Source organism: Cellvibrio sp. QJXJ (genome assembly GCF_024452345.1).
In the GTDB taxonomy this organism is placed as follows: domain Bacteria; phylum Pseudomonadota; class Gammaproteobacteria; order Pseudomonadales; family Cellvibrionaceae; genus Cellvibrio.
On record NZ_CP101662.1, the window covers coordinates 2083845 to 2108725 of the forward strand.

Below are 24881 nucleotides of genomic sequence, written 5' to 3' on the forward strand. Positions count from 1 at the left end.
GCAATTAGGTGTAGCGAACAAAATCCTTATCAAGTTCATCATCACTTAGTGTTTTATTCGGTGCGGACTTGCGTGGTTTTACTGCTGGTTGGCTGGGTGCCGGCTGCGGGCGAAAATGGCGCTGGCTATTTCTATGGTTATCCGCATTACTCAAGGTGAAATAGCTAACCGATTCTTGCAGGCGCATAGCTTGTGAACTGAGTTCCTCCGAGGTTGAACTTAATTCCTCAGCCGCCGCCGCATTTTGCTGCATGGTTTGGCTGACTTGCCCAATCGCCGCATTAATTTGATTGACACCCGCCGATTGTTCAGTGGATGCCGCTGCAATTTCCTGCACCAGATCTGCGGTTTTGCGAATACTCGGCACCATATCTTGCAAGAGCTTACCGGCAGTATCGGCTTTATTAACCGTTTCGCCCGCGAGTGAGCCAATTTCCTGCGCCGCCACCTGGCTGCGCTCCGCCAATTTACGTACTTCCGACGCAACTACCGCAAAACCGCGCCCATGTTCACCGGCGCGCCCCGCTTCAATCGCCGCATTGAGCGCTAACAAATTTGTTTGATAAGCGATGTCATCAATCACACTGATTCGCTCTGCAATTTTGCGCATTGCATCAACAGTACTGGACACTGCTGCGCCGCCCGTTGCAGCATCCGCTGCTGCCTTTTGTGCCATGCCATCGGTCACACTGGCATTTTCATTATTTTGGATAATAGACGCTGACATTTCCTCCATAGAGGCAGAGGTTTCTTCCACACTGGCTGCTTGCACTGAAGCGCCTTTTGCCAAAGATTGTGCGGTTGCATTCACCTCTTCCGAGGCGGAGGCCAATGCATCGGCCGAGCTGCGCACTTCACTCAATACTTGTGACAAGGTGTTGGACATTTCACGAATCGCCGCGAGCATACTGGTGCTATCGCCTGGTTTAACATTGATTTGTTGGGTGAGATCGCCACTGGAAATACGTGCAACAACTGCAGCCGCGTAGTGTGGCTCACCGCCGAGCTGACGCAACAAACTGCGTGTAATAAAAAAGCCAATCAGTGCAATTGCTACCAAAGTGATGACGGCAATAACAATCGAAAACACTCGCGCATCACCCATAGTTTCCAAAGCAGTATTTTTAGCACTTTTCGCAATTTCTTGATTGTGTAACGCCTGGTTATCCACTGCAACGGAGGCAGCCAGAGCATCGTCTTTAGCAACCTCTACCAAATCGCGTGCGAGATCAAACTGATTGTTTTTTGATGCTGCTAAAATTGGTGGAATGTGCGTCAAATAAATATCAAAACGTTTTATCCCCTCAGCAAGTAATTCACGATCTTTATCATCTGAAATTGCAGATTCATAATCCTTAAAACCTGCCTTCACTGCCGCAATCGCTTTATTGATATCCTCTTCCAACTTGGGGATCTCAGCTGGTTTGGTATTCAGGATAAAACGATTTAAACGGATTCTTACCCGATAAACATTGTTCTGGATATTCGCTAGCAGAATCAAACTCGGCACAACGTTTTCATTGGTATAGTTAGTTTGATTAAATACCGAATTCATCTGCACCTGGGATGAGCCTGCGAGGATAATAATACCCAGCAACGCAGTGGCAACCAGCAGCAACATTTTTTTGGCGACGGTCATTTTTGACTCCATTAAGTCCATTAATTACAACACTGTAAATTTGCTATTTCAGCCGTTTAAATTGGCTATTTACCTGAAACTTCTATTGGTTTAATTAAAGCGTACAAAATTTTTATCTACATCATCCGCCCCTGCAGCAAGATTTTTTTTATTCCGGCCAGAGTTGTTACCGCTACGCACTGGTATTTCAACCCGTGCTGCGCGCGTGTTGGCGTCGGCATGTAACTTGAAATAAGTCATGGATTCCTGCAATCGAATAGCTTGGGAACTCATTTCTTCCGACGTTGAACTCAACTCCTCTGAGGCCGCTGCGTTTTGTTGCAAGGTTTGACTCACCTGCCCTATAGCACCGTTGATTTGTGCAACACCGGTGTTTTGCTCAGCAGAGGCAGCGGCAATTTCCTGCACCAAGTCAGCGGTTTTGCGAATCGCTGGCACCATTTGATTCAGCATAGTGCCCGCGTTTTCCGCACGTTTTACGGTATCCAACGCCAGTGCACCAATCTCTTGTGCGGCAACCTGACTACGCTCCGCGAGTTTGCGCACTTCCGATGCGACTACCGCAAAACCGCGCCCGTGCTCACCGGCGCGTCCCGCTTCAATCGCTGCGTTCAAGGCCAACAAATTCGTTTGGTAAGCAATGTCGTCAATCACGCCGATGCGCTCTGCAATTTTTTGCATTGCCTGCACAGTATTCATTACTGCTTCGCCGCCCGATGCCGCATCGCGCGCGGCACTTTGCGCCATACCGTCGGTAATTTTTGCGTTTTCCGTATTTTGTGCGATGGACGCCGACATTTGCTCCATGGACGCCGAGGTTTCTTCCACACTCGCCGCCTGCACCGAGGCGCCTTTCGCGAGGGATTGCGCCGTCGCATTAACCTCTTCAGAGGCAGAGGAAAGTGCGTCCGCAGAACTGCGAACTTCGCTAATAATCTCTGCCAATTGTTTGCGCATATTTGCGACACTGGCCAGCAGGGATGTTTGGTCGCCCGGCTTTAAGGTTATATCCAAATCCAAATAACCTTCGGCAACTTGCGACACAATGCCAGCGGTATAGGCAGGCTCACCACCCAAGGTGCGGAACATATCGCGAAAAATAAAGGTCATCACTGCAATAATAATTACTGACGCAAGCACGCAAATGAGCGCGAGCAAATTGACGGTCGCGCGGTAAACCTCTCCGGTTTTTTGATCTGACTCAACGAGGTACTTGGAAAAGCCCGCCGAGGTGGCCGCCGATAACTCCTCCATTTGACGGCTGGTTTCACGATCCATACCACTCACTAATTTATCTACCACTTTTCCAGCTTCAGCATTTTCCTGATCAAATTTCTCCAGAGCAGCGCGATAATTTTTTCCCAACTGGCTGTGCTCAAGCACCAGCGCTTCTGCACTTTCCGTCGACACACCCTCTTCTTTTTGCAGCGCAATTGCGGTTTTAAGCTGTTCCTGCACCACCGTTTCTGCTTTGGCAAAACCATCCACATAGCGCATAAACTGATCGGGATTGTTGCCGCGAATTAAAATATTTTTCCATTCCTGTACCTGGGTTTTAAAACTGATAGCTGCCGCTTCAATTGCCGCTAAAATATCCGCGCGCCGCTGCACATGCACCGCCGTCTCATCCACAATTGCATTGAACTGCCGCAACTGCATATAAGCAGAGAGGCCCAAGGTGCTCAGACCGAGTACGATGAGGGCGCTGAGCAGTAAAATTTTAAATTTCAAGCTGAGATTGTTTAGCATATTAATCGCCTTAAATAGCAATGAACTTACTGCAGCTGCGCCTCAACCAAATGCGCCAGCTCACGAATGGAAAGCGCACTATTTGCATCCAGCAGCACAATAAATTCATCGTCACGTTTGGCGATTCCCTGAATAAAATCAGCACGAATATTGGCACCAAATGATGGGGCGTCCTCGATGTTTTCGTCGTCCATTTCAATCACTTCACTGACCGCATCGGCCAGCAAACCCAGCACATGGTTCTGGTCATTATTTTCCAGCTCCACCACAATAATGCAGGTGCGTTTTTGCACTTCAATCGGTTTGCGGCCCAAACGCACCGCCAAATCAATTACCGGCACCACTTCACCGCGCAGATTAATTACACCGCGCAAAAAATTGGGCATAAGTGGCACTTCGGTAATACCGCTGTATTCAATAATTTCCCGGGTTTGCGATAACTCCAAACCGTAGTGTTCATGGCCAATATTGAAGGTGAGATATTGTTTAATCACTTCCGGCGCCTGATTTTTTTTTGCTTTACCTGGCTGATTCATAGCTATTGCTCCTGCGCGGTTAAAGGAAGCGCGCTAGTACGTAAATGTTCCCGATTAATGGCGTAACTGATGAGTTGCTGGATATCCAAAATCAGCGCCACGGCGCCAGTTCCCAACAGACTCGAACCACCAATACCTTTTAATGCTTGAAAGATTGGCCCCATGGGTTTCACCACAGTTTGAATTTCACCGTGCAGCTCATCCACAACTATGCCTGCACGTTTTTCACCAAACTGCACCACTACAATTTTTTCGCGCTCTGCACCTGAACCTTGCAGTGAAAATATTTCGCGCAAGCGAATATAAGGTACTTGTTCTCCGCGCAGGTTGACGCAATTTTGGCCATGGGAGTGATTGAGTGAATTTAAATCCACACATTCGAGAATGGCGTTTTGCGGCACAATAAAATCGATGGTGCCCGCCACCACATGGAAGCCATCAATAATTGCAAGCGTAAGCGGTAGGCGAATATTCAGGCTGGTGCCAACGCCCATTTCACTTTCAATTTCAACGCCACCTTGCAGCTCTTCAATGTTGCGTTTCACCACATCCATACCCACACCGCGACCGGAAAGATTGGTCACTTGTTCGGCTGTGGATAAACCGGGATGAAAAATTAATTGAAACAATTCCTGGCGACTTAAATGAACGCTTTCATCCAGAATGCCGTTGGCGATTGCTTTTTTGCGAATTTTTTCCACATCCAACCCACCGCCATCATCGTGAATACCAATCACTATATGACCCGCATCGTGGCAAGCGGTGAGTTTAATAGTGCCTTGCGCCGGTTTACCGCGCGCTTCACGCACCGCAATGGATTCAATACCGTGATCCATGGCGTTGCGCACAATGTGCATGAGTGGATCATTCAGTTTTTCCACCATGGAGCGATCCAATTCGGTTTCCGCGCCCTCAATTTCCAATTCAATTTCTTTGTTCAAGGACTTGGCGGTATCGCGCACTACGCGTTTAAATTTTTGGAAAGTATCACCTACCGGTACCATACGCAGGGTTAATGCCGCATCGCGAATGGCTTCAGTAAAATTACCCATGGAGGTGACAGCCTCCACCAATGTGGGGTTGCCCATTTTGGAGGCAAGTAAATCAATACGTTGGCGATTAATGACCAATTCGCCAATTAAATTGATCAGCGTATCCAGTCGTTCGGCGTCCACCCGAATAAAACGATTTTCCGGGTTGGTTTTTCGCTCGCTATTTTTCTTTTGTTTATCCAGTGCGGCACTGACAATTTCCGGCGCTACCGCCTCACCTTCAATCAGAATATCGCCGAGCATGCTCACGGCACTTTGGCTTTTGGCTTGCTGCTTTTGCATGGTCAATGCAGCGTCCAATTCCTGATAACTGATGGCGTGGCTTTTCACCAGAATTTCGCCCAAACGTTTGCTATCTTCCGGCAGGGATTTAATTAAATTTACGTAGGCATCAATGTTGCTGCGCGGCGGAATAATGGTTAGTTCGGAGTCATCGCGCACAAACATAAATGCGTCTTCAATTTGTTGCTGGCTTGCTGAACTCATTAACGCGATTTCAAAACCGAGGTAGAGTTGTTCGGGATCAAAATGCTCGTAATCCGGCAAGTGATCGGTAATGGTGGTGATGTGGGTAATATCACCGAGGCTGGCGAGAAAACGCATAATGGACAATGGGTCCATGCCGTTGCGCAATAAATCCGGCCCAAAGCGCACCGATATATGCCAGCACTCCCGCTCGCTTTCACTCACTAGCGATTTAATATAATCCGCTTGCATGGCCGGTGTTGGGTCCGCCAGCGCTACACCCTTAACTGCTGTTTCATCCTCCAGCCAGGGTTGTAGCGAGCTTAATAGCGCCTGACCTTTAGCCAGGCACTCTTCATCATTACTGTGATCATGCATCGCATGTTCAATAAGCACCGCAATATGGTCGCGACATGGCAGTAGTATGCTGAGCAAATCACCGGTAACCAGAATTTTATTGTCGCGCGCGCGATCCAACACATTCTCTACTATGTGGGTAAAAGCCACTATGTCATTCAACCCAAACAAACCCGCCGAACCTTTGATGGTATGTGCCGCGCGAAATATTTCGTTGATCGTTTCCGGATCAGTATCGCCCTCGTCCAGGCGCAGCAACGCTGCCTCCATGGAATTGAGTAAATCCTCTGCTTCGGCAAAAAAAGTTTGTAAAGCCGCATCGAGATTCATAACAACTCCACTCAGGACTCAAGGGAAAAATGGGATGTGAGATCGAGCTTGGTTAATACCGCATCGACCATTTCATTGCTCTTTACGATAAATACCGTTTTATCCAGCTTTGCAAAAAAAACCTTGGCAAATAATAAGAGCTGTACACCTGCCGTATCTATTTCACTGACATTGTGCAAGTCGAACGCAATTTTATCGGTCAGGCGCTCATGGTCAGCAAAGAGCTCTTCTTTGCTTTCAGTGACGTGATAAATAGTGAGGTCGCCCTCAAATGAAAGCGTAGTGGTGTCCTTAGTTTTTTTGCGTGTAATTTTCATCGTTATAATCCATCAAAGGTACATCGAATATATGCTCAACCAAGAAACTTCTGAATGATTCGCCATTCCTGCAAAAGCAGTGATCTAAGGTATAGATTGTTATGGATACCCGCGTTCGCGGGCATGACGATAAATATATTTTCCAGAACTGTCCCAAATCATTCACACACAAATGACTACCGTTAAATCAACATAGAAACCGCTTGTAGCATTTGCTCCGGACGGAAAGGTTTTACTATCCAGGCTTTGGCTCCCGCCGCTTGGCCTTCGCGTTTTTTTCGTCGGCACCTTCGGTGGTGAGCATAATCACCGGTGTAAATTTATAGGCCGGCTTTTGTTTCATCTCTTTTACAAAAGTGATGCCATCCATATTGGGCATATTCACATCGGAGATCACCAGATTAATTTTTTGTCCATCGAGTTTATTCAGCGCATCCTTACCATCACTGGCCTCCACTACAGTGTAACCAGCCCCACGCAACGCAATCCCCACTACCTGACGCACACTGGCAGAATCATCAACCACTAAAATAACTTTGGACATTCACGGCTCCCTAAAAAAACGTAATTTCAGAATTGTTTGGACTTTTGGAATGACCGGCACCGCGATGCACATCAACCTGCTCCAAGGTGGTGTAGGTTTTTTGTACCGCGCGCAACCAGTCATTGATATCTATAGGCGCAACGGTTTCACCGTGGCGAATGCGCGTTTCCTGCTCAGAAATAGCGCCCACCAATTTCTCCATATCATCGGTCACGTGACTGAGAATTTGGCTAACACGATCTTGAAATTGCAAATTGACCAGCACCTCTTCCACACTGGCCTGCACGGCAGAACTTTCATGTTCCAATGTCTGCGCCGAGTGCATAATGCTTTCACTCGACTGTTGGAATTGTTCAAGCACTTGAGTGATTGACGCCTCTGATTTACTCAGGCGGGAGTTATCCTCCGCCGCGTATTCGGTGGTGCGTTCCAGTGTGGTTTGCAATACCGAATTAACCTGCTCAATGCGGCGCCCGATACGTGCACCGGTTTCACCCGAGCGCGTGGAGAGCGTGCGCACTTCATCCGCAACTACCGCAAAACCGCGCCCGTATTCACCGGCACGCGCTGCTTCAATCGCCGCATTCAATGCCAACAAATTAGTTTGTGAGGCGATGCCCGCCACATCGGCACTCATGCCGCTAAGCTCTACGGTAATTTTGGATAGCCCGGAAATTTCACCCAGCAATTCATCGCGCTGATTAATAGCCTGGCGCAAGGTTTGGGTAATTTCGTTCAATTCAGCATTGGCAAAATGGATAACGCCCCCCAGACCTTTTTCACCACTCATGCTGTTCGCGGTGCTGGCAGAACTGGCCACTGCCGCCTGTAGCCGCTGATGAATATCAGAAAAACGCGTAACCAGCTCCGTAATGCTCGACTCCAATTGGTGGCGAGCCAAATCGGTTTGACGCTGCCAGAGCGGCAGCACTTCTTTGATTAGCTGCTGATAATTTTCCAATAATGGTTTGTAGTGTTGCGCGCTACCCAGCATGGCATTGGCCTGCTCCAAATCTGCGGTTAATTGACTCGCCTGTGCGGATAACTGATTAGCACTGTAAAAACCCACTGCCGCCGCTACCGCAATGGCCACCAGCGCAAGAAGCTTTAGCCAGCCGGCCGCACCAAAAAAAACCAGCAGTAACGCCACCAGAACTACCAACGCCAAGCTCGCCAATAAGGGCAGGCGCGATTGAACGGGGGATGAATGTGAGTAAGCACCAGAGTTGGCACCATAGGATTGGTTATTGCGCATCAGATGTGTCCGTCAATGTGAAGAGCGAATGCGACTTTAGGCAATAGTTATTGCCGCACTAACAACAGTCGGGTAGGTGTTTAAGGTATAGACCTCGTTTATTGAGGTGTCAAAAGCGTTGCTTGAGTGGAATTACTCTGGACAAGGCTTCTGAAATCAGCCAGTTGTATAACCAAGGCGACACAAGAGAGCGAAAAATTAATCGGTAAATTAATCAGAACGTTAAGCGAGAAATTACCAGGCATAAAAAAACGCCCAACTCTCACAGAGAATTGGGCGTTTGATTGGCGATTAAGGCAGGTCGACTTAAAACAGCTAACCCCTTAGTGGATTAACCTGGACAGCATCAACCCGTATTGCGCATACCGGCGGCAATACCGGCCATGGTCACTTTGAGCGCGCGTTCAAGGTCGGGGCTAATGGTCTCACTGCTGCGGTAACGCTTGAGCAACTCAGCTTGTAAATAGTTGAGCGGATCAACGTAGGGCTTACGCACTTCCAGCGACTGACGCAACATGGGTTCATCGGCAAGCAGTACATCTTGCTTCTTCATCTTATTAATCAGGGTTTCCAAGGCTTTTAAATCGCCACGCAACTCTTCACCCAAACCGCGATATTCAACCGGCACCAATTGCTGTTCGTAATAGGTGCAGATTGGGCCATCGGCTTTACCAATTACCATTTCCAGCAAGTCGAGGAAACTGGAAAAGAACGGCCAGTTGCTGATCATGTCTTCCAGCAATTGCGGATCATTTTGCAGTGCGTATTCAAACGCCTGACGGGTACCTAACCAGGCAGGCAAGTTCAACCGCACTTGCGTCCAGGCAAATACCCAGGGGATCGCACGCAGGCTTTCTACGCCACCGGTGGATTTACGTTTGGCCGGGCGGCTGCCCAGCGCCAGCAAACTCAATTCCTGTTCGGGAGTGAGGTTGCGGAAGTAAGGCACAAAATCCTTATGGCCACGCACTACTGCGCGATAAGCCTCAAGGCTGGACTTGCCCATGCGCTCGATCAGGTCGCGCCATTCTTGCTTGGGCGCAGCGTTGGGCGACATAGTGGCACGCAAGGTTGCGGTCACGTAGGACGACAAGCTGCTGAAAGCCACACGCGGCAAGCCAAACTTGTAGCGGATCATCTCGCCCTGCTCAGTGACACGGATACGACCTTTTACTGAGCCGGGAGGTTGCGATGCCATCGCTTTCTCTACCGGGCCGCCACCGCGACCAACGGTACCGCCACGACCGTGGAACAGCACCAGCGATACCGCGAATTTGTCGGCAAGGGCAACCAGTTTTTCCTGCGCCTTGTATTGCGCCCAGGTAGCGGCAAGCTTGCCCGCATCTTTGGCGGAATCGGAATAGCCGATCATTACGGTTTGCTGTTGCGCTGAATACTGTTGATACCACTCCAGATTCCACAAACGCTCCATCACAATCGGCGCGCGATCCAGGTCGTCCAAGGTCTCAAACAGTGGCACAACAGGCATATTCCAGGTCATGCCAGACTCTTTCAACAAGAGTGCTACGGCAAGCACGTCAGACGGCTGCTGCGCCATGGAAATTACATAATGGGAGAGGATTTCACGGGGTTCTTGCGCCACCACACGGCAGGTCGCGAGAACTTCAGCGGTATCATCGCTCATTGGCCACGCAGCGGGCATCAATGGACGCTTGCTGGTTAGGGCTTCCAACAGGAAAGCTTGACGCTCCTCCTCTGACCAGGCGCGATAGTCGCCCAGCTCCAAATACTGCACCAGCTCATCAATTGCCTGCACATGGCGGTCGCCGTCCTGACGCACATCCAGCGGCACCAGGTTGATGCCAAAACAATGCACGCGGCGAATGGTATCAACTAGCGGGCCGTTAGCAATGTGCGGCAAGCCCACTTCATTTAAGGAGCGGAAGCAGAGCATCAAGGGCGCGAGCAAATCTTCACGGCTGGTGATCAAATCGGCGGGCGCTTCTACCGAGCGGCCTTGCAGGCGAGCTTCAGCCCACTCCAGCGTAGCCTGGATGCGCTGGCGCAAATCGTACATCGCATCGCGATAAGGAGTAGCGGTATCAGGGTAGATTGCGCGCAGCTCATCGCTCGCCTCACTCATACTCAAGTCGCCACCCAGACTGTAAATGTCGCGCGAATACAATTCAGCCGCCATCCAGCGGCCCAGCAACAATACTTCGCGGGTGATTTTGTGGGTTACATTGGGGTTGCCGTCGCGGTCGCCGCCCATCCATGAATAGAATTTGATGGGGCGAATATCTACCGGTAAATGACAGCCTAAATGACGCTGGGTCAGGCGATCGAGGTGGCGGATAAAATCCGGCACGGCTTGCCACAGGCTGTTTTCGATAACGGCAAAGCCCCATTTGGCTTCGTCCACCGCGGTTGGGCGGGTGGTGCGGATTTCATCGGTGGCCCAAATCTCTTCCACCAGGCGATGCAGGCGGCCACGCAATTTGTCTTGTTCAAATACCAGCAAGCTGGGGTTCTGGCGATCCGCCAGGGTGTCCACAATCTGGTCATACTTGCGGATCAGGGTGCGGCGCGTCACTTCAGTAGGGTGCGCAGTGAGTACCAACTCGATACGCAGCTTATTAATAAGCTCGGTGAGGGCGTCTTTGCCTTGCGCAGCCGCCAACTCAATGATCAATGCCTGCAGTTTGTCTTCCGCCTCGGCTTCGGCGCTGGAGAAGTATTCCTGATCGGCGATATTAGCCAGGTTCAGAAACTGGTTAAACGCGCGCACGATGGGCAGGATGCTCTGGTCATCCAAGCTGCTTAACATAGCAACCAGCGGCGCAGAATCGCCATTTTCGGCTTTGTTAATTGCCTTACCTAACTTGCGAATTCCTTCAACTTTGGAAAACAGCTCTTCACCCTCGTGGGCGTGAATCGTTTCACCCAATAGCTCCCCTAGCAGGCGCACGTTTTCGCGCAGGGTTTCAGGTAGTTTTAACATGAGCACTTCTCCAACAATCGATAAGAGGAAGATAAACAGAGAATCAAACAGTGACGGGATTAACCATCGCCGGTCAGATTGTCAGCCAATGGGCGCAGCAAAAGGTATGGAAGCTGCGAAATCTGTGCCTAATTATAAAAAGACGCAGGGCTAAACACCGCGTGCCACAACGGCGGCCGCGCAGATTACAAAGACACCCTCATGGATGCAATAGCCAGCTGAAAAACGATTAGGGATGCGCTTAAAAAATGCGCATTATTTACGCGCAATCTGCCGCAAAAAACGCTAAGGGGATAGCAACCAAGCCTGAAGACCGGGCACACCCTGCCCCACAACGGATCACCCTTTCAATGAGGCAGCGGCAATACTGGTCAACTTGCCTGAATCCCAAGACTAATGCCACAAAAAACACGCCGGCAGAGTACAAAATATCCACAACGAAGTATCCACAGAAGCTGTGAATAACTCTGTGTATAGCTCTTTAGCAAAAACCCCCGACCACTATATTTATTGGCTCCGGCCATAAAGCTCAATAGATGAGCACCGTCAAAACAGATGTATACCCGTCAGCAAATGAAGCAACTGATAGTAAAAAGGGGCGCGGATCACCCGTAGCTGGACTATTCTGATTCTTCCACAGCAGGAATAGTGGATACCAAGCCACCACCATCTTTAAATAGTACCCCTACCCTGTAGGAGAGCCTTAAAAGGAGTGAGCGCTATGCAAAGACCTGCGTTATTACAGCACCCCGGTTTGATCACCGCATGGAGCATGCTTCTTCTTAGCCAGTCCGCCCTCGCCAACGTCGATTACTTCGATCTCACCCCCGAACAGCTTTTGAGTGCCGAAGTGCTCAGCGTGTCCAAAAAGGCAGAATCCATCGCCACTGCCCCCGCTGCGGTTTATATCGTCACCAGTGAAGACATCCAGCGCTCTGGCGTTACCACCATCCCCGATGCGCTGCGAATGGTTCCCGGTATGCAGGTTGCGCGCGTGGACTCCAACAGCTGGGCCATCAGCATTCGAGGTTTCAATACGGTTTTTGCAAACAAACTGCTGGTGCTGATTGATGGCCGGACGGTCTATAACCCGGTGTTTGGCGGTGTCTTCTGGGAAACCCATGATTTGATGCTGGAGGATATTGAGCGGATTGAAGTGATTCGTGGTCCGGGGGGCACACTCTGGGGCGCAAACGCGGTGAATGGCGTGATCAATATTCGCACCAAACACACGCGCAATACCCAAGGCACTGTAGTCAGTGCGCTCTACGGCGACGAAGAGCAAGGCACCCTGAATGTTCGCCAGGGTGGAACGTTTGGCGATGCCGGAACATATCGGGTTTATGCCAAAGGATTTCAACGTGATGCCTCCCACAACCCTATGGGTGGCGACACCTATGATGAATGGGAGGGTTTCCGCACCGGGTTCCGCGCGGACTGGGGCGATGAATTTACCGTGCAGGGCGATGCCTACCGCACCAACGCTGAACAACTCCGCCGCCATTTTTCGTTTATTGCCCCTTTTGACCCCATAGAAGAACAAACCATTGTTTATGAGGGCGTCAACCTTCTCGGGCGCTGGACGGATAGCCGCGCAGATGGATCGCAATTCAGTATCCAAAGTTATGTGGATTGGGCGCAGCGCGATGAGCCAATTAACTTCGTCGATAACCGAATTATTTATGACCTGGAGGCGCAATATAATTTTGCGCCACTGGGCGCACATGAAGTGACTACCGGCGCAGGATTCCGCTTCCTCGCGGACGATCAGGAGGGCGATAACAACACCGCATTTTCGCCACAGAAACGTCGCAACAACCTTTATAGCGCGTTCATCCAGGACAAAATTACCCTAGCGCCCGACGCCTGGTTTTTAACGCTGGGGTCAAAGTTTGAACATAACGAATTTTCAGGCTACGAAGTACAGCCAAACATCCGCTTGCAATGGCACGCGAGCCAAACCCAAACCGTCTGGTCATCAATATCGCGCGCCGTACGCACCCCAACCCCGCTCGAAACTGACCTAACCAGCACACTGTTAAAAACGGCGACGGTAAGGGCGGCTTTTGTCCCCAATGATGATTTCAAATCAGAAAAATTAACCGCCTATGAGCTGGGGTATCGCCAGCAACTTACATCGCTTTTGTCGATGGATCTTGCCGTTTTTTATAACGACTACGATTACTTGCAAACGGTAAGCATTCTGGCCCCTGTCCCGGTAATCAACGGCATTGATCCTCCGCATTTACTTGTTCCGGTCAAATTTACCAATGATATGACAGGAAAAACTGACGGTTTTGAAGCGGTGCTTAACTGGTCGGCAAATGAGGATTTAAAAATAGCCGTCAACTACAGTTTCCTTCATATCAACCTTGATGCACTGCTTCCCACACAAGAAGGCGGTGAAAGCCTTTACCCCAGACACCAGGCGGGTACAAAAATATTCTGGAATATTAACGATGATTGGACGCTGGATACCTCAGCCACTTATGTCGATAAATTACCGGCGGGCAATGTCGATAGCTATATACGCCTGGACATCAACCTGGGTGGGTACATCAGCAAAAACCTGCGCTTTAATCTGGTCGGACAAAACCTCACCGCCAGCCATCACCGCGAATTCGGCGCAGCAACCGATCTCAATGCCGGGGAGATTGAGCGCAGTATTTTTGGAAAGTTGACATGGCAATTTTAACGCTGGGCAAAAAAATGGGAGCGGTAATCAGTACAGGAATAATTCTGTGCTTGCTTCCCTTTTTTGTCTGCGCCGAAGAAAAAACCCTGCAATTATATGAACACAAAATCAAGGCCGGGCTGGTTTATAACCTGCTCAAATACACTACATGGTCAAAAGAATCACCCGCGCAAACAAGCGGAAAATTACAAATATGCCTGTTTGGGGAGGACCCTTTTGACGGCTACCTTTCCCCCCTTAAAGGGCGCACTGCGCAACAGGCACTCATTTCAATAACCCACATCAATAAAGTGGAAAACACCACCGGGTGCAGCGTGGTTATTATTCATCGCGATCAGGAAAAAAATCTCTCTGCATTGCTGCAATTTCTGCAGAATAAAAACGTGCTCACCATTAGTGATATCGCGCAATTCGCGCAGCGCGGCGGCATGGTGGAGATGAGCAAAGAAGACGAAAAAATTAATTTGTATATCAATAAAAACGCGGTAAATCACGCAGGGCTCAATATTCAGGAGCCTATGCTTAAACTAGCAAAAATAGTTGCCAGTTAAAAAATTCATGAAAAAACCGACGCCTAGTATTCGCACCATACTCTTATTAATTGTAGGAGCTCTCAACATCCTCATAGCGGTGCTGGTGGGCAATGGTGTGTATGAATCATGGGAAAACTATAAACAAGCACAGCGCCTCAAATTGGGTGCAAGTGTTATTGATGCGCTCTATGGCGCCACCAAAAGTTGGTCGTTAGAGCGCGCCTCATCCCTCTCCATTCTCCATGCCCCACCCGAATCGACGGAATCCATGCATCAGGATTTACTGAAAAATCGCCTGGAAGCTGATAAGGCACTGGAGCTTGCCCTCACCAATTTAGCCACCAGCAACTTCAGCGCGGCCATTAATACAGAAACAATTAATGAACATTATCAACAATTACTGCAACAGCGAACCGCTATAGACCAGGCACTTACACTACCCATTGCGCAACGCGACCCGCTGATTGCCAGGCAATATTTTGACCTTAGTACAGCGCTTATTACTGCCACACAAAATTTTATCCTTGTGTATTCCCGCACTTACCAACGAATCGACGCCACCATCGGCCAGCAAATGACCTTTAAATATTTTGTCTGGGAGCTGGCAGAACACTCAGGTGAGGAGTATGCAATCATCGGCCAAATGATTGCTGAAAATAAAAAGCCCACGCCGGAACAACAGAAAAAACTCGTGTCACTGCGCGGCAATATCGAATATGGCTGGGAAATATTGCGGAAATTCGCCAAAAATAATGAGCTTGCAGAACAACTCCTCCCCTTAATGGAAGAGGCATACACCCATTACTTTTTTACGTTTGATCAAATCAACGATCTGTTTTATTCCGGCTCATCACTATCGGCTGATACGGCATACCCAATTAGCGCCGAAATGTGGCTGGGCATGTCTGCCCAGGCAGTTGAATCACTCTTGCTCTTGCAAGATAAAATTTTAACGGAAACCCAATTGCGGGTTGATCGTATTGAAGACAATGCCAAGCAAGAAATTATGCTAAGCACCATCATATTTTTATTTGCACTGATATTAAGTTTGTATTGCTGGAGCATTATTGTATTCCGCATTGCACGCCCGGTGAATGCGATGGTGAATGCACTCTACACGGCAACCAAAGACAACACTTTCGAGGCGCCTAAAATTCGTCACCACAATGACGAAATTGGCAAGTTAGCAAAAGTATTGGAGGTGTTTCAAAGTAATGCCCACAAAATACAACAGTCCAACGAGGCACTTGAGCGTTTTGCTTATATTGCTGCTCATGATTTAAAAACACCACTCAGGGCGGTGGATACTATTTCGCAATGGTTGGAAGAAGACCTGGAAGATTTACTGCCAGAAAAAAGCAAACAACACCTGGACGAACTACGCAGGCGCGTCAAATTTATGGATAAGCTACTCGATGACACGCTGGAATATGCGCGTATAGATGCAACAATGGAATCGAAGCCCACCGAAATAATTAGCGGCCAACAACTTATCGATGAGATCACCACACTGTTAAACCCTCCTGCGGGTTTTAACATAAACATTGCCGAGCAATTAGCGCAAATCAATCTAAAAAAATTTCCCCTGCAGCAAATCCTATACAACCTGATTAACAACGCGATTAAACACCACGACAAGGAATGTGGCACTGTCGACATACATATTGAGGAAAATGCATCAGGATACATTTTTTCAGTGCGTGACGATGGGCCGGGTATTGACCCGCGCTACCATCACAAAATATTTGAGATGTTCCAAACCTTGCAGCCACGCGATAAAAGTAAAGGTCGGGGTATGGGGCTGGCAATTGTCAGAAAGATTATTGCAACCACTGGGGGAGCTATTACAATTGAATCAGATATTGGAAAAGGGGCAATATTTCGTTTTACATGGCCCAAGTTAGAACCGGAAAATACAGGAGACGCTTGTGCTAATGCTCGGAGACGATATGCGTGAAGTGGTGAACATTCTCATAGTAGAAGATGACGAGGTAGATGTTGAATCACTCAAACGTTTGTTTGATAAAAAAGGCATCAAAAACCCTGTGTATCGCGCTGCCAATGGCGTAGAAGCCCTTGAAATTATGCGCGGCGAAAATAACAGGAGCAAAGTCCCCAAACCCTACGTTGTATTGCTGGACATTAATATGCCGCTGATGAATGGCATAGAAATGCTAAAAGAAATGCGCAATGACGAACAACTAAAAGACAGCATTGTTTTTATTTTAACCACCTCACCCCGCGATGAAGACAAAAGCATCAGCTATCAATTAAATGTTGCCGGATATTTTCTTAAACAAGATATTAAAGAGCTGGTGAATTTGCTCAGCCTTTACTGGCAACTCAATGAATTTCCTGAAGGCTAAAGCAACAATTCACACAAAGTTGCACAACAGCCGAGCCCCCCCCCGGCCTTATCCACAGAAGCTGTGAATAACTCTGTGCATGACCCTTTGGTAATGGAGTGCAGGGCCGATTATTACTGGCGTCGCACAGGGTGTTCAATTCCTGCACGCTGTAATTTCACTGTTCAGGAAAGGCTCAACATGGCCTTAAAGCGTTCGCGGTAACGGCGCGACAGGGTGAGTTTTTGGTCATTGCGCAAGCGAATTTCATAATCGCCCGTATCCAACGCTGTTATTTCCTGCACCTGCTCCAGGTTGATAATGGTGGAGCGATGAATGCGCGCAAAGTTGGGAGGCAAGAGCTTTTCCAACTTATCCATGGTGATGCGCATAGGGTACACACTGCCTTTGATATGCAAATTGGCGTAGTTGCCAGAGGCTTCAACCCATTCAATAGCAGCGGTTTGAACCAGAAACTCACGCCCCAGCTTTTTAATTAATAACCGCTCGGGGGGCGACGCGGGTTCATTTGTCTCGCTCTCTGCGCTATCAGCCAGGTAACTCGCCTCGCCCTGCAAGCGCCGGGCTATAAACCGGTAGCCCGCAATCACCAGTGCCAGGGTCAAATAGGCTTGGGCATCCTTGCGGTACTCATAAAAAAACTCCACTGGCCAATCGCCAAAGTCATAGTGCGCCCCCATCAGGCGGTACCACAGTTGGCGAATCGCCACCATGCCAGTGACATGCACAAGCGAAAAAGGCAGAGTCGCCAACAGGTGCGCAAGCAACCGCAGTTTTAGCCCCAACCGACTGATCCAGCGATCATTCAACCAAAGCCCTATCGGAATCAGTAACAGCAGCACAAGGCAGCTAGAGATCTCCCAGCAAAACGGCTCCCAAGTAGGAATAGTCCCGCCATTGCGGCGCACTTCCATCAAGGTTGTTGTCGCCAGCACCAGCACGTTAAGCCCAAACCACGCCGCCAGCAGCACAGCCCCCCAGGTCCATTGGTGAGCTAAAAAATGCCGGATTAACAAGGGCTGCTGGTGTGGTAGCGGGTGGCTCTGGTTCATAGTGGTCACAGTTATTGGTGGTGCGCGGACTATCGGGTAGCGCAAGCGACATGCCAAGCCCAGCCCGTCACAACGGGCGTCCGCTGGTCACATTTTGTTGTAGAACAATCACTTAACAACCCTGCAAGGCATTGCGTTTACCTAGCATAGCGCTTTCATCTTCTCGCGGGGAACCCGGTCATGACACAAGCACAAACCTTTTCACCATCAACGATAGCCCCGCTCCAGCCGGAATTTCACCGGCACAGACTGGTTGAGCTAGACTGGCTCAGGGTACTGGTGTTTGGTTTATTGATTCTGTATCACGCCGGCATGCTTTACGCCGAAGGTTGGGACTGGCATTACAAAAGTACCTACACCAGCAGCTTGCTCACCAACATTATGCTCTGGTCAAACCAGTGGCGTATGTCGTTGCTGTTTTTAATCAGTGGCGCAGCGACCTCTTTTTTAATCGCCAAGCAACCTGCGGGGCAATTTATTCGCGGGCGCATCCCCCTACTTTTACTGCCGCTGCTGTTTGGCATGTTGGTGGTAGTGGTGCCGCAAGTTTATGTGGAGGCGCACAGCAAAGGCCTGATCAACAGCCCGAATTATTGGCATTTTTGGTACCTCTACCTGGATCAAACCAGCGCCGAATTTGCGCCGCATAAAACCCTGGGACAGCTGCACCTCACCTGGAACCACCTGTGGTTTCTACCCTACATTCTCGCCTATAGCCTTATTTTCTGGGCGATTTACCCGCTGCTGAATTCCCGCGTTTGTGCACCGGTTTGGCAATGGCTCAGTAAAACCCTATCGATCCGCGTGGTGATTCTTGCCCCCATCGCCTTGTTTTACCTTATTGGCTGGTGGCTCTACGACAAATACCCAACCACCCATAATTTTGTGCAGGACTGGTATAACCATGCGCGTTCGTTTTTATGTTTTGCGATGGGTTTTGCTCTGGTGCGCCTGCCGCTGTTATGGAATCAATTGGCGTCGCTGCGCTGGTATTTATTACCCGGCGCATTATTAACCTACGCCTACGCATTATTTGCCTTTAACGGCGGTTCGCTGGGTGATAGTGACCTGGCCGATGAAATCAATGGCGTTATCTGGTCGGCCAACGGTTGGTTGTGGATAGTGGCAATCATCGCCTGGGCGCAATATTGGTTCAGGTTTAGCAATCCATTACTGAAATATTTAAACAGCGGCGTTTATTGTTTTTATATTTTGCACCAGACGCTGATTATTGTTATCGCCTATTTTGTCGTGCCGCATAAATTGGGTAGTGTGTTTGAGCCACTACTAATTATCTGCGCCGTTGCAGTGAGCTGTGTGGTTTTATTTGAGTTGATTAAGCGATTGCCAATCATTCGAGTGTTATTCGGAATCCAGCACCGCTAAATCACGCTGACAACGGCAAGATAGCCTTTCCCGGTGGCCACACTTATTCCAAGGGTCGCTCAAGAATACGCGGCCCAGCCCCTTGCTCGGCCAGCACATCATCCGGGTTGCGCAAAGGGCAATCCTGTAGCGACAGGCATCCACAACCAATGCATTTCCTCGCCACGCTTTTTCAATCTCAGATTACTCCCATCACCAAATCAGAACTACTTGCCCAAACCTTGACAGAAGAGTTGAGGTGCGAGGGGTTTCCTGAATTTAATCCACAGAATCCGATTGAATTCAGCGGTTTTTTAAATTACTTGTTGGATGTATTCCAGCAACCGGATGTCAAAATAGAACTGCTCCTCACTGACAACACCAAAGTGCTGATCCATTTCCAAATACAGGGTAATCATCACGAAGAATTTATGGGTCTTGCACCAGCCAACGGCTTGCTACTATTCAACACCAACATTCTATTTAAATTACAAAACAATCGTATCAGCGAAATTGTGATGGGCGATAAAAAAGTCACGCTCACAACCAACAAGGGTGCGATCTATAAATTCACGGGTTTCAATAACGTCTCTACTTCAGCGTGAATATCCGCTGCGTTTTGTAATTGCACAAACCAATCCTGCAGGCCATCGCCGCTTGCCAAGCCGAGTATCACACCCAGCACCGCACCCCGGTGGCAATTATCGCCACCGAGATTGGCATTGGCGATAAGTGCCTGCCGTGGATCATCACAATATTTCCATGCGAGATAGAGCAGGCTCGGCCAGGAGTCCTCTATGTAACAGGCGCGCGAAAACTTTCCGCCAACGACCTGATTATCATCCGCATATTTTTGTACCAATAACGGCACATCAATAGCCGCTGACTGTTTAGCCGTAGCAGCTATAAATTGGCGCGCATCACCTTCGGTGCGAAATAACAGCGCCTCAATCAGAGCGACATAAGCATCGCAAATTTTTGCCAGGTTATCGTCGGGATGCGTTAAGAATAAATGCATACGGCAAAGCCTTTGCACGCGCTCAAGGGAGCGATCAAACAACAGTTCCGCGATTGCCAGCGGTGCTATGCCAACCAAACCACCTACCGAAGCAGTATCGTGAGTTTTTGCCGCTGCCTTTTCCGGTGGCAAGCCTTTGGCAAGGTTGGCAAAAAATCCACGGTGATAAGATTCCGCATAGGTATCCGGGTGCTGCGGAATACCTGCCGTCATAAACTGAATGTAATCTTGCAAAAAATGAGCGGCATAATAGCGCCCATTATTATTTGCCATAGCCCGCATCAGTACCCGCATACAATGCAAGTTCAAGGTATTGTCGCCCGCGCGCATGGCGCGGTGATAATGCTGATTAGCAATACCCCAATACTGGCGTTTGTCTTTTAAAATAATATCACCCACCACCTGCGCCCCATTATTCGCTTGTTGCACACCACGGCCACCGGCAGTGGTTGAATGCAAATTCATAATCGACGAGGGGTGAAACCTGGGTGCCGCTTCAAATTGTTGAATACCGCCGGGAAATGCAGCATAAATATCAAATGGGTTGTAAAACCAATGTACGGGCATGGCCAGGGCATCAGCGATAAAACTATTGCACAGTGCGGCGCGGGCACGCATTTGTGGGGAGTGATTGACCAGCCCACGCAGATTTCCAGCAATAGCAATTTTATTAAGTTCAATAGAATTTTTTATAGTCACCTGCGCACCTGAATTAAAAAATGATTCAGTGCTTTATTCGATGAGAGAGGGAATTAAGATCACGCGGGGCAAAAGGAACAATGGGAATAAAACACCAAGGCGACCGGACGGTCGCCTCACATTCAGCGGTTTATATTGCGGCTCACGAGTCTGTCGCGCCTTTCATTGCCTCACAATCTTTTTTAATTTCCTTTAACGCCGCAAGAATTGCTGAGGGTTTCGCCGCACTGATCGCTGCAGCCAACACAATGAGATCCGCCGTAAGATCGATAAAAGTGGCTATATCGTTAATTTTTTTGAGTTTTTGTTTGGCTGAGACGATGGTTTCCAGCAGGCTTTTTTGTGTTTCCGCCAGTCCAGTCACCACACCATTGGCTGCATTGATATACAAGCCATTGGCTTTTTGGCGCAAGATAATTTCATCCTGAAAAATCAATTGGGCAGCAGGCCGCTCAATCTCTTTTCGTTTTACTGCCTTCATCAGGCGTTCATGAATAATATCGGCACAATTATTTAGCTCCGCGGCAACAGTTTCGATTTGAGCCTGGGTTGTTAAAGCCATGATAATCTCCTGTATTTCCTTTTCATTTCATGATTCACATGGAATTAATATGATCGTTTATTGCTTTGATATCTTTTGCAAATTGACGGAGGGAATCCTTAATTTCCTGGCGTGAAAGTTTATCCAGATTTTCAACTAATAAACCATGCCCCTGTGCAATAGTTTGGATACCTTTTCTGGCCTCAAGATATTTTTTATCGGCCAGTTGATACTCAGATGCCTTAGCCTGCAGGTGAGCACGCGCAAGCGTCACCAGAAGCTTGTCTTCCGATTGATCGGTAAACGAGAGTTCCAATTCCAGAAGTCCGTTAATGGTTTTCCACTCATTGTCGTTGGTTTTTTGATAGTAACCAATCAGTTTTTCCATGCCGATCAAAGCTGTTTGCAAAGGTTCATTCCCCTCCTTTATAAACTCACGCACAGCGCGCTGCTGATAAGATGACGTCGCCCATTTGGCCGCAATTTTTGCCAACCCGGAGAGCGCATCAACTTGTGTTTTATCTATACCAAACTCGGGATGTGCTTTGATACCTGAAGCCACCGAATCAATACCAGGAGTTAGATCAAACGATTTATCCCCCGCCAGGGTGGCTAGCGTTTGCATATAAACGCTAATGGTTTGATGGATTTTTAATAAATCCTGATAGGCCGCTTTGCGACGCAGGTCATTTTCCTGCGCCAACCGATCTGCGTCACCTGATATATAAGGCTGCTCACGATAATAGGTATCACGAAAGCGAGTCGTCAGCTCGGTGTAACCAGAGAGTTGGGCGGACTGACCAGCGAAATCCTGAACCTCCTTGAGGTTCGTGCAACCAAACAGCAAGCTGGCAAATGCAAAGGTTATGGCAACTTGAATGAACTTCATGAACTGTCTCCTTGTGTATCGTGTTTTATCAATGACAGGCGCAACTCGTAACGGTGTCCATCACGGGCAGGTATTTCTCCCCGAGGATTCATTTTTAGAAATTTATCAAGAAAAGTAAAAACGTGTTGTAATCTGTGTATCGGTACGCCTGAGCACCCAGGTATGTTGATAGTATGTTTTCACCGGCTCGGGGTAATTTCAGGGCCAGCTTTTTGAACACCATTATTCTGAGTTTTTCCTTTCAACACACAGGCCACAATTCCTATGAAAAAAATAATCTTTACCTTGATCACCTTATTCAGTTTTTTTGCGCTTACACCCGCTCTCGCCGCCGACGACTCTCCAGTATTTGAGTTGCGTGTTTACACTACACATCCAGGTAAAATGCCGGATCTGCTCGCACGCTTTAAAAATCACACCACCAAACTTTTTGAGCGCCACGGCATGGTAAATGTCGGCTATTGGTTGCCGGTCGAGCAAAAAGGCGGTGACAAACTTCATTATATTTTGAAATACAAAAACCGTGCTGCAGCAGAAGCGGCGTGGAAGGCATTTGCTGCCGATCCAGAATGGATCAAAGTTCAAAAAGAAAGCGAAGCCAATGGCCCTATAGTTGCCGGGGTTGAATCCACTTTCTTAGTATCTACCGATTTTTCAAAAATCCAGTAATGGAAATGTATAGAGTGCGCTTAATGCGCACTCATTTAATTGAGCTGTACCTGTTTAAAATAAAAATGATATTCAGACGACGAATTGCCATACTCAACAAGCCAATCAGAAACAAAATCAATACCTCAGGCTCTGGCACTTCAGTTGCGTAGTGAAACACCAGATCATCCAGATAAGGAGTTGTTTGGCTTGCAACATGAACGTAGGAAATACCAAATTCGGCCTGAAGTGTGATTTTCTGGTTAGGCATGTAGGGAGTGCTATTTTCAGCGCCCACTCCCCATACCCCACCTTCGGTGGAAAGTATTTCAAGAAAATTATTTGGACCCGTAGCTAAAACACTATTTTTTAATTCATCTAAGTTATTCAAAACAAAACTGACATAAACTGGCAGTTCACCTACAAATGAAAAGCTAAAACCGGGGCCAGTGATACTATTTTCTGATGGCCAGCTTGCTAAATAAGCATTATCGAAAATAACACCTTTGTTTGCATATTGATCGGTTAATTGCATTACCTGATCTGGATAATCCCGCTCCAAATCGTCAAAATCAATAACAACTGCCTGACTACAAGCACTGGCGAATAAACAGAAAATAAAAACGAAATATAAAACGATTTTTTTGTTACACATTTTAAAATCCTCCCTTTTTACCAATTGAAAGACGCTGATCTACTCCATCGCTCACATAAGCAGCTTCGAAATAGAAACTCAAGGCCTTTAGGCGACACCCCAAAAAACTTCACAAGTGTCTGGTCTCTGCCGGGCAAGATTCATAATCGTCGTTGCGACCATCTTGATACTGAACTGGAGCGGCAGCGACGTCCTGTTCTGCATTATCCAGACAGGTAAGGTAGACGGCGTGAAACTCTCCACCAAAATCCGCTAACCAGCCTCTGGAGAATGGCCTGACACCGCAATGCTTGCAAAAGAAGTGGTGAAGTATGGGGGAAGACTCTATTGGGGATGTCCACTGGTAGTCCGACAAACTTTCAGAGCCTTGCAACAGACGGAAAGCGTCGCCCTTGGCAAAGGCTTTCCAAAATCGCGTTTTACTGCAGAAGGAACAATTGCAACGACTTGTACCCGCAGACAAATCAAGGTCGCATTCAAACTGGAGTGCACCACAGTGACAACTGCCTTTGTATGTTTTCAGCATTTTTTAATTTTCTCCGCGTTAAATTCCAAAGCACGACCAAACTATTCATTCCAGGATCTCGCCAAAAACCGTCCTTTACCACCTGCTAATACATGTATTGCCAATTGCGTATTTCGGCTTTGCGCTTCAATTGATTTCAATCGAGTCATGTAGCGTAAGATTTCCTTTTGAAGGCTCGGAACAAGTTCATCCCAGCCTTGTTGGGCAAGTTGATTTTGCGCTAAAACCTCACTAAACCAAGTAGGCATTGGATGAACGGGCCCCGGTTTATAATCTGCGTCAAATTGCAGCTTTACGTCCACAACACTTCCAACCTTGGTATTGGATGCTTTGAGTACTTCACCACTCAAATACAAATAAAAACTTCCATCACCAGCAGGCATCATATTGATGCGCCACGGTGGCTCCGGTTTACTGTTTACCTGCACCAGTACAGGAAGAGGCTTACGCCAATTTTCTTTTAGTTGTGCAGCCAGTATTGCACTGACCAGTACATAAGGATTGATTCCACGCTTTTTGATCGTGGAGGTAAAACAAATACTGGCCATAGCACATTCATCTCGCTGGGTGAAAGAGCATGAGAAGTTTTGGGCGTACCAATAAGCTTAACGAGAGCACCCTGCCCATAAAATAGCAAATTTATATGTACCAAGAATAGTGCGATATTTGAGCAAAAAAATCCCCCGCC

22 protein-coding genes are annotated in these 24881 nt (G+C 48.2%); 7 read left to right on the forward strand and 15 right to left on the reverse strand.

Features of this window, described 5'->3' with window-relative positions; genetic code table 11:
- Positions 1-4: 4 nt before the first annotated feature.
- The 8 genes from NNX04_RS09075 to ppc all read right to left on the reverse strand — a co-directional run bounded on the left by NNX04_RS09075 (position 5) and on the right by ppc (position 11206).
- Positions 5-1639, reverse strand: coding sequence for a methyl-accepting chemotaxis protein (locus NNX04_RS09075; protein WP_255477817.1), 1635 nt, complete (start codon positions 1637-1639; stop codon positions 5-7).
- Between the two features lie 90 nt (positions 1640-1729).
- Positions 1730-3388 carry a methyl-accepting chemotaxis protein gene (locus tag NNX04_RS09080; RefSeq protein ID WP_007643338.1) on the reverse strand — a complete coding sequence of 553 codons (1659 nt, stop codon included), beginning with the start codon at positions 3386-3388 and terminating at the stop codon, positions 1730-1732.
- Positions 3389-3414: 26 nt separating this feature from the next.
- Positions 3415-3924, reverse strand: a complete 510-nt coding sequence (locus NNX04_RS09085) for a chemotaxis protein CheW (protein WP_007643340.1) — start codon at positions 3922-3924, stop codon at positions 3415-3417.
- Between the two features lie 2 nt (positions 3925-3926).
- Positions 3927-6128 (reverse strand): chemotaxis protein CheA, encoded by a 2202-nt coding sequence (locus NNX04_RS09090; protein WP_261948209.1) that lies wholly within the window; start codon positions 6126-6128, stop codon positions 3927-3929.
- A gap of 11 nt (positions 6129-6139) precedes the next feature.
- Positions 6140-6445, reverse strand: coding sequence for an STAS domain-containing protein (locus tag NNX04_RS09095; RefSeq protein ID WP_007643344.1), 306 nt, complete (start codon positions 6443-6445; stop codon positions 6140-6142).
- A 235-nt stretch (positions 6446-6680) separates the two neighbouring features.
- Positions 6681-6989, reverse strand: coding sequence for a response regulator (locus tag NNX04_RS09100; RefSeq protein WP_261948210.1), 309 nt, complete (start codon positions 6987-6989; stop codon positions 6681-6683).
- A 10-nt stretch (positions 6990-6999) separates the two neighbouring features.
- Entirely contained in the window at positions 7000-8244 is a 1245-nt protein-coding gene (locus NNX04_RS22825; protein WP_315973085.1) for a methyl-accepting chemotaxis protein, read from the reverse strand.
- A 346-nt stretch (positions 8245-8590) separates the two neighbouring features.
- On the reverse strand, positions 8591-11206 hold the full coding sequence (gene ppc / locus NNX04_RS09110) for a phosphoenolpyruvate carboxylase (protein ID WP_261948211.1): 2616 nt from the start codon (positions 11204-11206) through the stop codon (positions 8591-8593).
- 721 nt (positions 11207-11927) lie between these two features.
- Here ppc and NNX04_RS09115 point away from each other — a divergent pair.
- From NNX04_RS09115 to NNX04_RS09130, 4 genes are read left to right on the forward strand one after another with little or no spacing between them, the layout of a single operon-like run.
- Positions 11928-13901, forward strand: coding sequence for a TonB-dependent receptor plug domain-containing protein (locus NNX04_RS09115; protein ID WP_261948212.1), 1974 nt, complete (start codon positions 11928-11930; stop codon positions 13899-13901).
- Positions 13889-14452, forward strand: coding sequence for a YfiR family protein (locus NNX04_RS09120; RefSeq protein ID WP_007643357.1), 564 nt, complete (start codon positions 13889-13891; stop codon positions 14450-14452). The genes NNX04_RS09115 and NNX04_RS09120 overlap by 13 nt, the downstream gene beginning before the upstream one ends.
- A gap of 7 nt (positions 14453-14459) precedes the next feature.
- Entirely contained in the window at positions 14460-16391 is a 1932-nt protein-coding gene (locus NNX04_RS09125; protein ID WP_261948213.1) for a sensor histidine kinase, read from the forward strand.
- Positions 16369-16800: a response regulator gene (locus NNX04_RS09130; protein WP_007643360.1), complete on the forward strand. Its 432-nt coding sequence runs from the start codon at positions 16369-16371 to the stop codon at positions 16798-16800. The genes NNX04_RS09125 and NNX04_RS09130 overlap by 23 nt, the downstream gene beginning before the upstream one ends.
- 164 nt (positions 16801-16964) lie before the next feature.
- Here NNX04_RS09130 and NNX04_RS09135 read toward each other — a convergent pair whose 3' ends face one another.
- A complete protein-coding gene (locus NNX04_RS09135) occupies positions 16965-17852 on the reverse strand; it encodes a LytR/AlgR family response regulator transcription factor (RefSeq protein WP_261948214.1) in 888 nt (295 codons plus the stop codon).
- 180 nt (positions 17853-18032) lie between these two features.
- Between NNX04_RS09135 and NNX04_RS09140 the strand changes: the two genes are divergently transcribed.
- Together NNX04_RS09140 and NNX04_RS09150 are read left to right on the forward strand one after the other, a co-directional pair.
- Positions 18033-19238, forward strand: a complete 1206-nt coding sequence (locus NNX04_RS09140) for an acyltransferase family protein (protein WP_261948215.1) — start codon at positions 18033-18035, stop codon at positions 19236-19238.
- Between the two features lie 149 nt (positions 19239-19387).
- The gene (locus NNX04_RS09150) at positions 19388-19822 is read left to right on the forward strand and encodes an ester cyclase (protein WP_261948216.1); all 435 of its coding nucleotides are present in this window, start codon (positions 19388-19390) and stop codon (positions 19820-19822) included.
- Here NNX04_RS09150 and NNX04_RS09155 read toward each other — a convergent pair.
- From NNX04_RS09155 to NNX04_RS09165, 3 genes are all read right to left on the reverse strand, one after another.
- Positions 19780-20934 (reverse strand): ADP-ribosylglycohydrolase family protein, encoded by a 1155-nt coding sequence (locus tag NNX04_RS09155; protein ID WP_261948217.1) that lies wholly within the window; start codon positions 20932-20934, stop codon positions 19780-19782. The two genes, NNX04_RS09150 and NNX04_RS09155, sit on opposite strands and share 43 nt — an antisense overlap.
- A 142-nt stretch (positions 20935-21076) precedes the next feature.
- Positions 21077-21496 carry a hypothetical protein gene (locus NNX04_RS09160; protein WP_007643377.1) on the reverse strand — a complete coding sequence of 140 codons (420 nt, stop codon included), beginning with the start codon at positions 21494-21496 and terminating at the stop codon, positions 21077-21079.
- A 34-nt stretch (positions 21497-21530) separates the two neighbouring features.
- Positions 21531-22364: a hypothetical protein gene (locus tag NNX04_RS09165; RefSeq protein WP_007643378.1), complete on the reverse strand. Its 834-nt coding sequence runs from the start codon at positions 22362-22364 to the stop codon at positions 21531-21533.
- 264 nt (positions 22365-22628) lie between these two features.
- On the opposite strand from NNX04_RS09165, the gene NNX04_RS09170 reads away from it, so the two are divergent.
- Positions 22629-23033 (forward strand): NIPSNAP family protein, encoded by a 405-nt coding sequence (locus tag NNX04_RS09170; protein WP_007643379.1) that lies wholly within the window; start codon positions 22629-22631, stop codon positions 23031-23033.
- A 31-nt stretch (positions 23034-23064) separates the two neighbouring features.
- On the opposite strand, the gene NNX04_RS09175 is transcribed toward NNX04_RS09170, so the two are convergent.
- From NNX04_RS09175 to NNX04_RS09180, 3 genes are all read right to left on the reverse strand, one after another.
- Positions 23065-23667, reverse strand: coding sequence for a PEP-CTERM sorting domain-containing protein (locus tag NNX04_RS09175; protein ID WP_151058839.1), 603 nt, complete (start codon positions 23665-23667; stop codon positions 23065-23067).
- Positions 23668-23776: 109 nt separating this feature from the next.
- A complete protein-coding gene (locus tag NNX04_RS22900; RefSeq protein WP_151058841.1) occupies positions 23777-24193 on the reverse strand; it encodes a GFA family protein in 417 nt (138 codons plus the stop codon).
- A gap of 41 nt (positions 24194-24234) precedes the next feature.
- Positions 24235-24741, reverse strand: a complete 507-nt coding sequence (locus NNX04_RS09180; protein WP_261948218.1) for a DUF1905 domain-containing protein — start codon at positions 24739-24741, stop codon at positions 24235-24237.
- Positions 24742-24881 lie beyond the last annotated feature (140 nt).

Bases quoted from the DNA above. Each gene is read 5' to 3' on its own strand.
- NNX04_RS09075 (WP_255477817.1), bottom strand. From the start codon at position 1,639: ATGACCGTCGCCAAAAAAATGTTGCTGCTGGTTGCCACTGCGTTGCTG.
- NNX04_RS09080 (WP_007643338.1), bottom strand. From the start codon at position 3,388: ATGCTAAACAATCTCAGCTTGAAATTTAAAATTTTACTGCTCAGCGCC.
- NNX04_RS09130 (WP_007643360.1), top strand. From the start codon at position 16,369: ATGCTCGGAGACGATATGCGTGAAGTGGTGAACATTCTCATAGTAGAA.
- NNX04_RS22825 (WP_315973085.1), bottom strand. From the start codon at position 8,244: ATGCGCAATAACCAATCCTATGGTGCCAACTCTGGTGCTTACTCACAT.
- ppc (WP_261948211.1), bottom strand. From the start codon at position 11,206: ATGTTAAAACTACCTGAAACCCTGCGCGAAAACGTGCGCCTGCTAGGG.
- NNX04_RS09135 (WP_261948214.1), bottom strand. From the start codon at position 17,852: ATGAACCAGAGCCACCCGCTACCACACCAGCAGCCCTTGTTAATCCGG.
- NNX04_RS09120 (WP_007643357.1), top strand. From the start codon at position 13,889: ATGGCAATTTTAACGCTGGGCAAAAAAATGGGAGCGGTAATCAGTACA.
- NNX04_RS09100 (WP_261948210.1), bottom strand. From the start codon at position 6,989: ATGTCCAAAGTTATTTTAGTGGTTGATGATTCTGCCAGTGTGCGTCAG.
- NNX04_RS09140 (WP_261948215.1), top strand. From the start codon at position 18,033: ATGACACAAGCACAAACCTTTTCACCATCAACGATAGCCCCGCTCCAG.
- NNX04_RS09160 (WP_007643377.1), bottom strand. From the start codon at position 21,496: ATGGCTTTAACAACCCAGGCTCAAATCGAAACTGTTGCCGCGGAGCTA.
- NNX04_RS09095 (WP_007643344.1), bottom strand. From the start codon at position 6,445: ATGAAAATTACACGCAAAAAAACTAAGGACACCACTACGCTTTCATTT.
- NNX04_RS09125 (WP_261948213.1), top strand. From the start codon at position 14,460: ATGAAAAAACCGACGCCTAGTATTCGCACCATACTCTTATTAATTGTA.
- NNX04_RS09170 (WP_007643379.1), top strand. From the start codon at position 22,629: ATGAAAAAAATAATCTTTACCTTGATCACCTTATTCAGTTTTTTTGCG.
- NNX04_RS09085 (WP_007643340.1), bottom strand. From the start codon at position 3,924: ATGAATCAGCCAGGTAAAGCAAAAAAAAATCAGGCGCCGGAAGTGATT.
- NNX04_RS09150 (WP_261948216.1), top strand. From the start codon at position 19,388: ATGCATTTCCTCGCCACGCTTTTTCAATCTCAGATTACTCCCATCACC.
- NNX04_RS09175 (WP_151058839.1), bottom strand. From the start codon at position 23,667: ATGTGTAACAAAAAAATCGTTTTATATTTCGTTTTTATTTTCTGTTTA.
- NNX04_RS09165 (WP_007643378.1), bottom strand. From the start codon at position 22,364: ATGAAGTTCATTCAAGTTGCCATAACCTTTGCATTTGCCAGCTTGCTG.
- NNX04_RS22900 (WP_151058841.1), bottom strand. From the start codon at position 24,193: ATGCTGAAAACATACAAAGGCAGTTGTCACTGTGGTGCACTCCAGTTT.
- NNX04_RS09115 (WP_261948212.1), top strand. From the start codon at position 11,928: ATGCAAAGACCTGCGTTATTACAGCACCCCGGTTTGATCACCGCATGG.
- NNX04_RS09180 (WP_261948218.1), bottom strand. From the start codon at position 24,741: ATGGCCAGTATTTGTTTTACCTCCACGATCAAAAAGCGTGGAATCAAT.
- NNX04_RS09090 (WP_261948209.1), bottom strand. From the start codon at position 6,128: ATGAATCTCGATGCGGCTTTACAAACTTTTTTTGCCGAAGCAGAGGAT.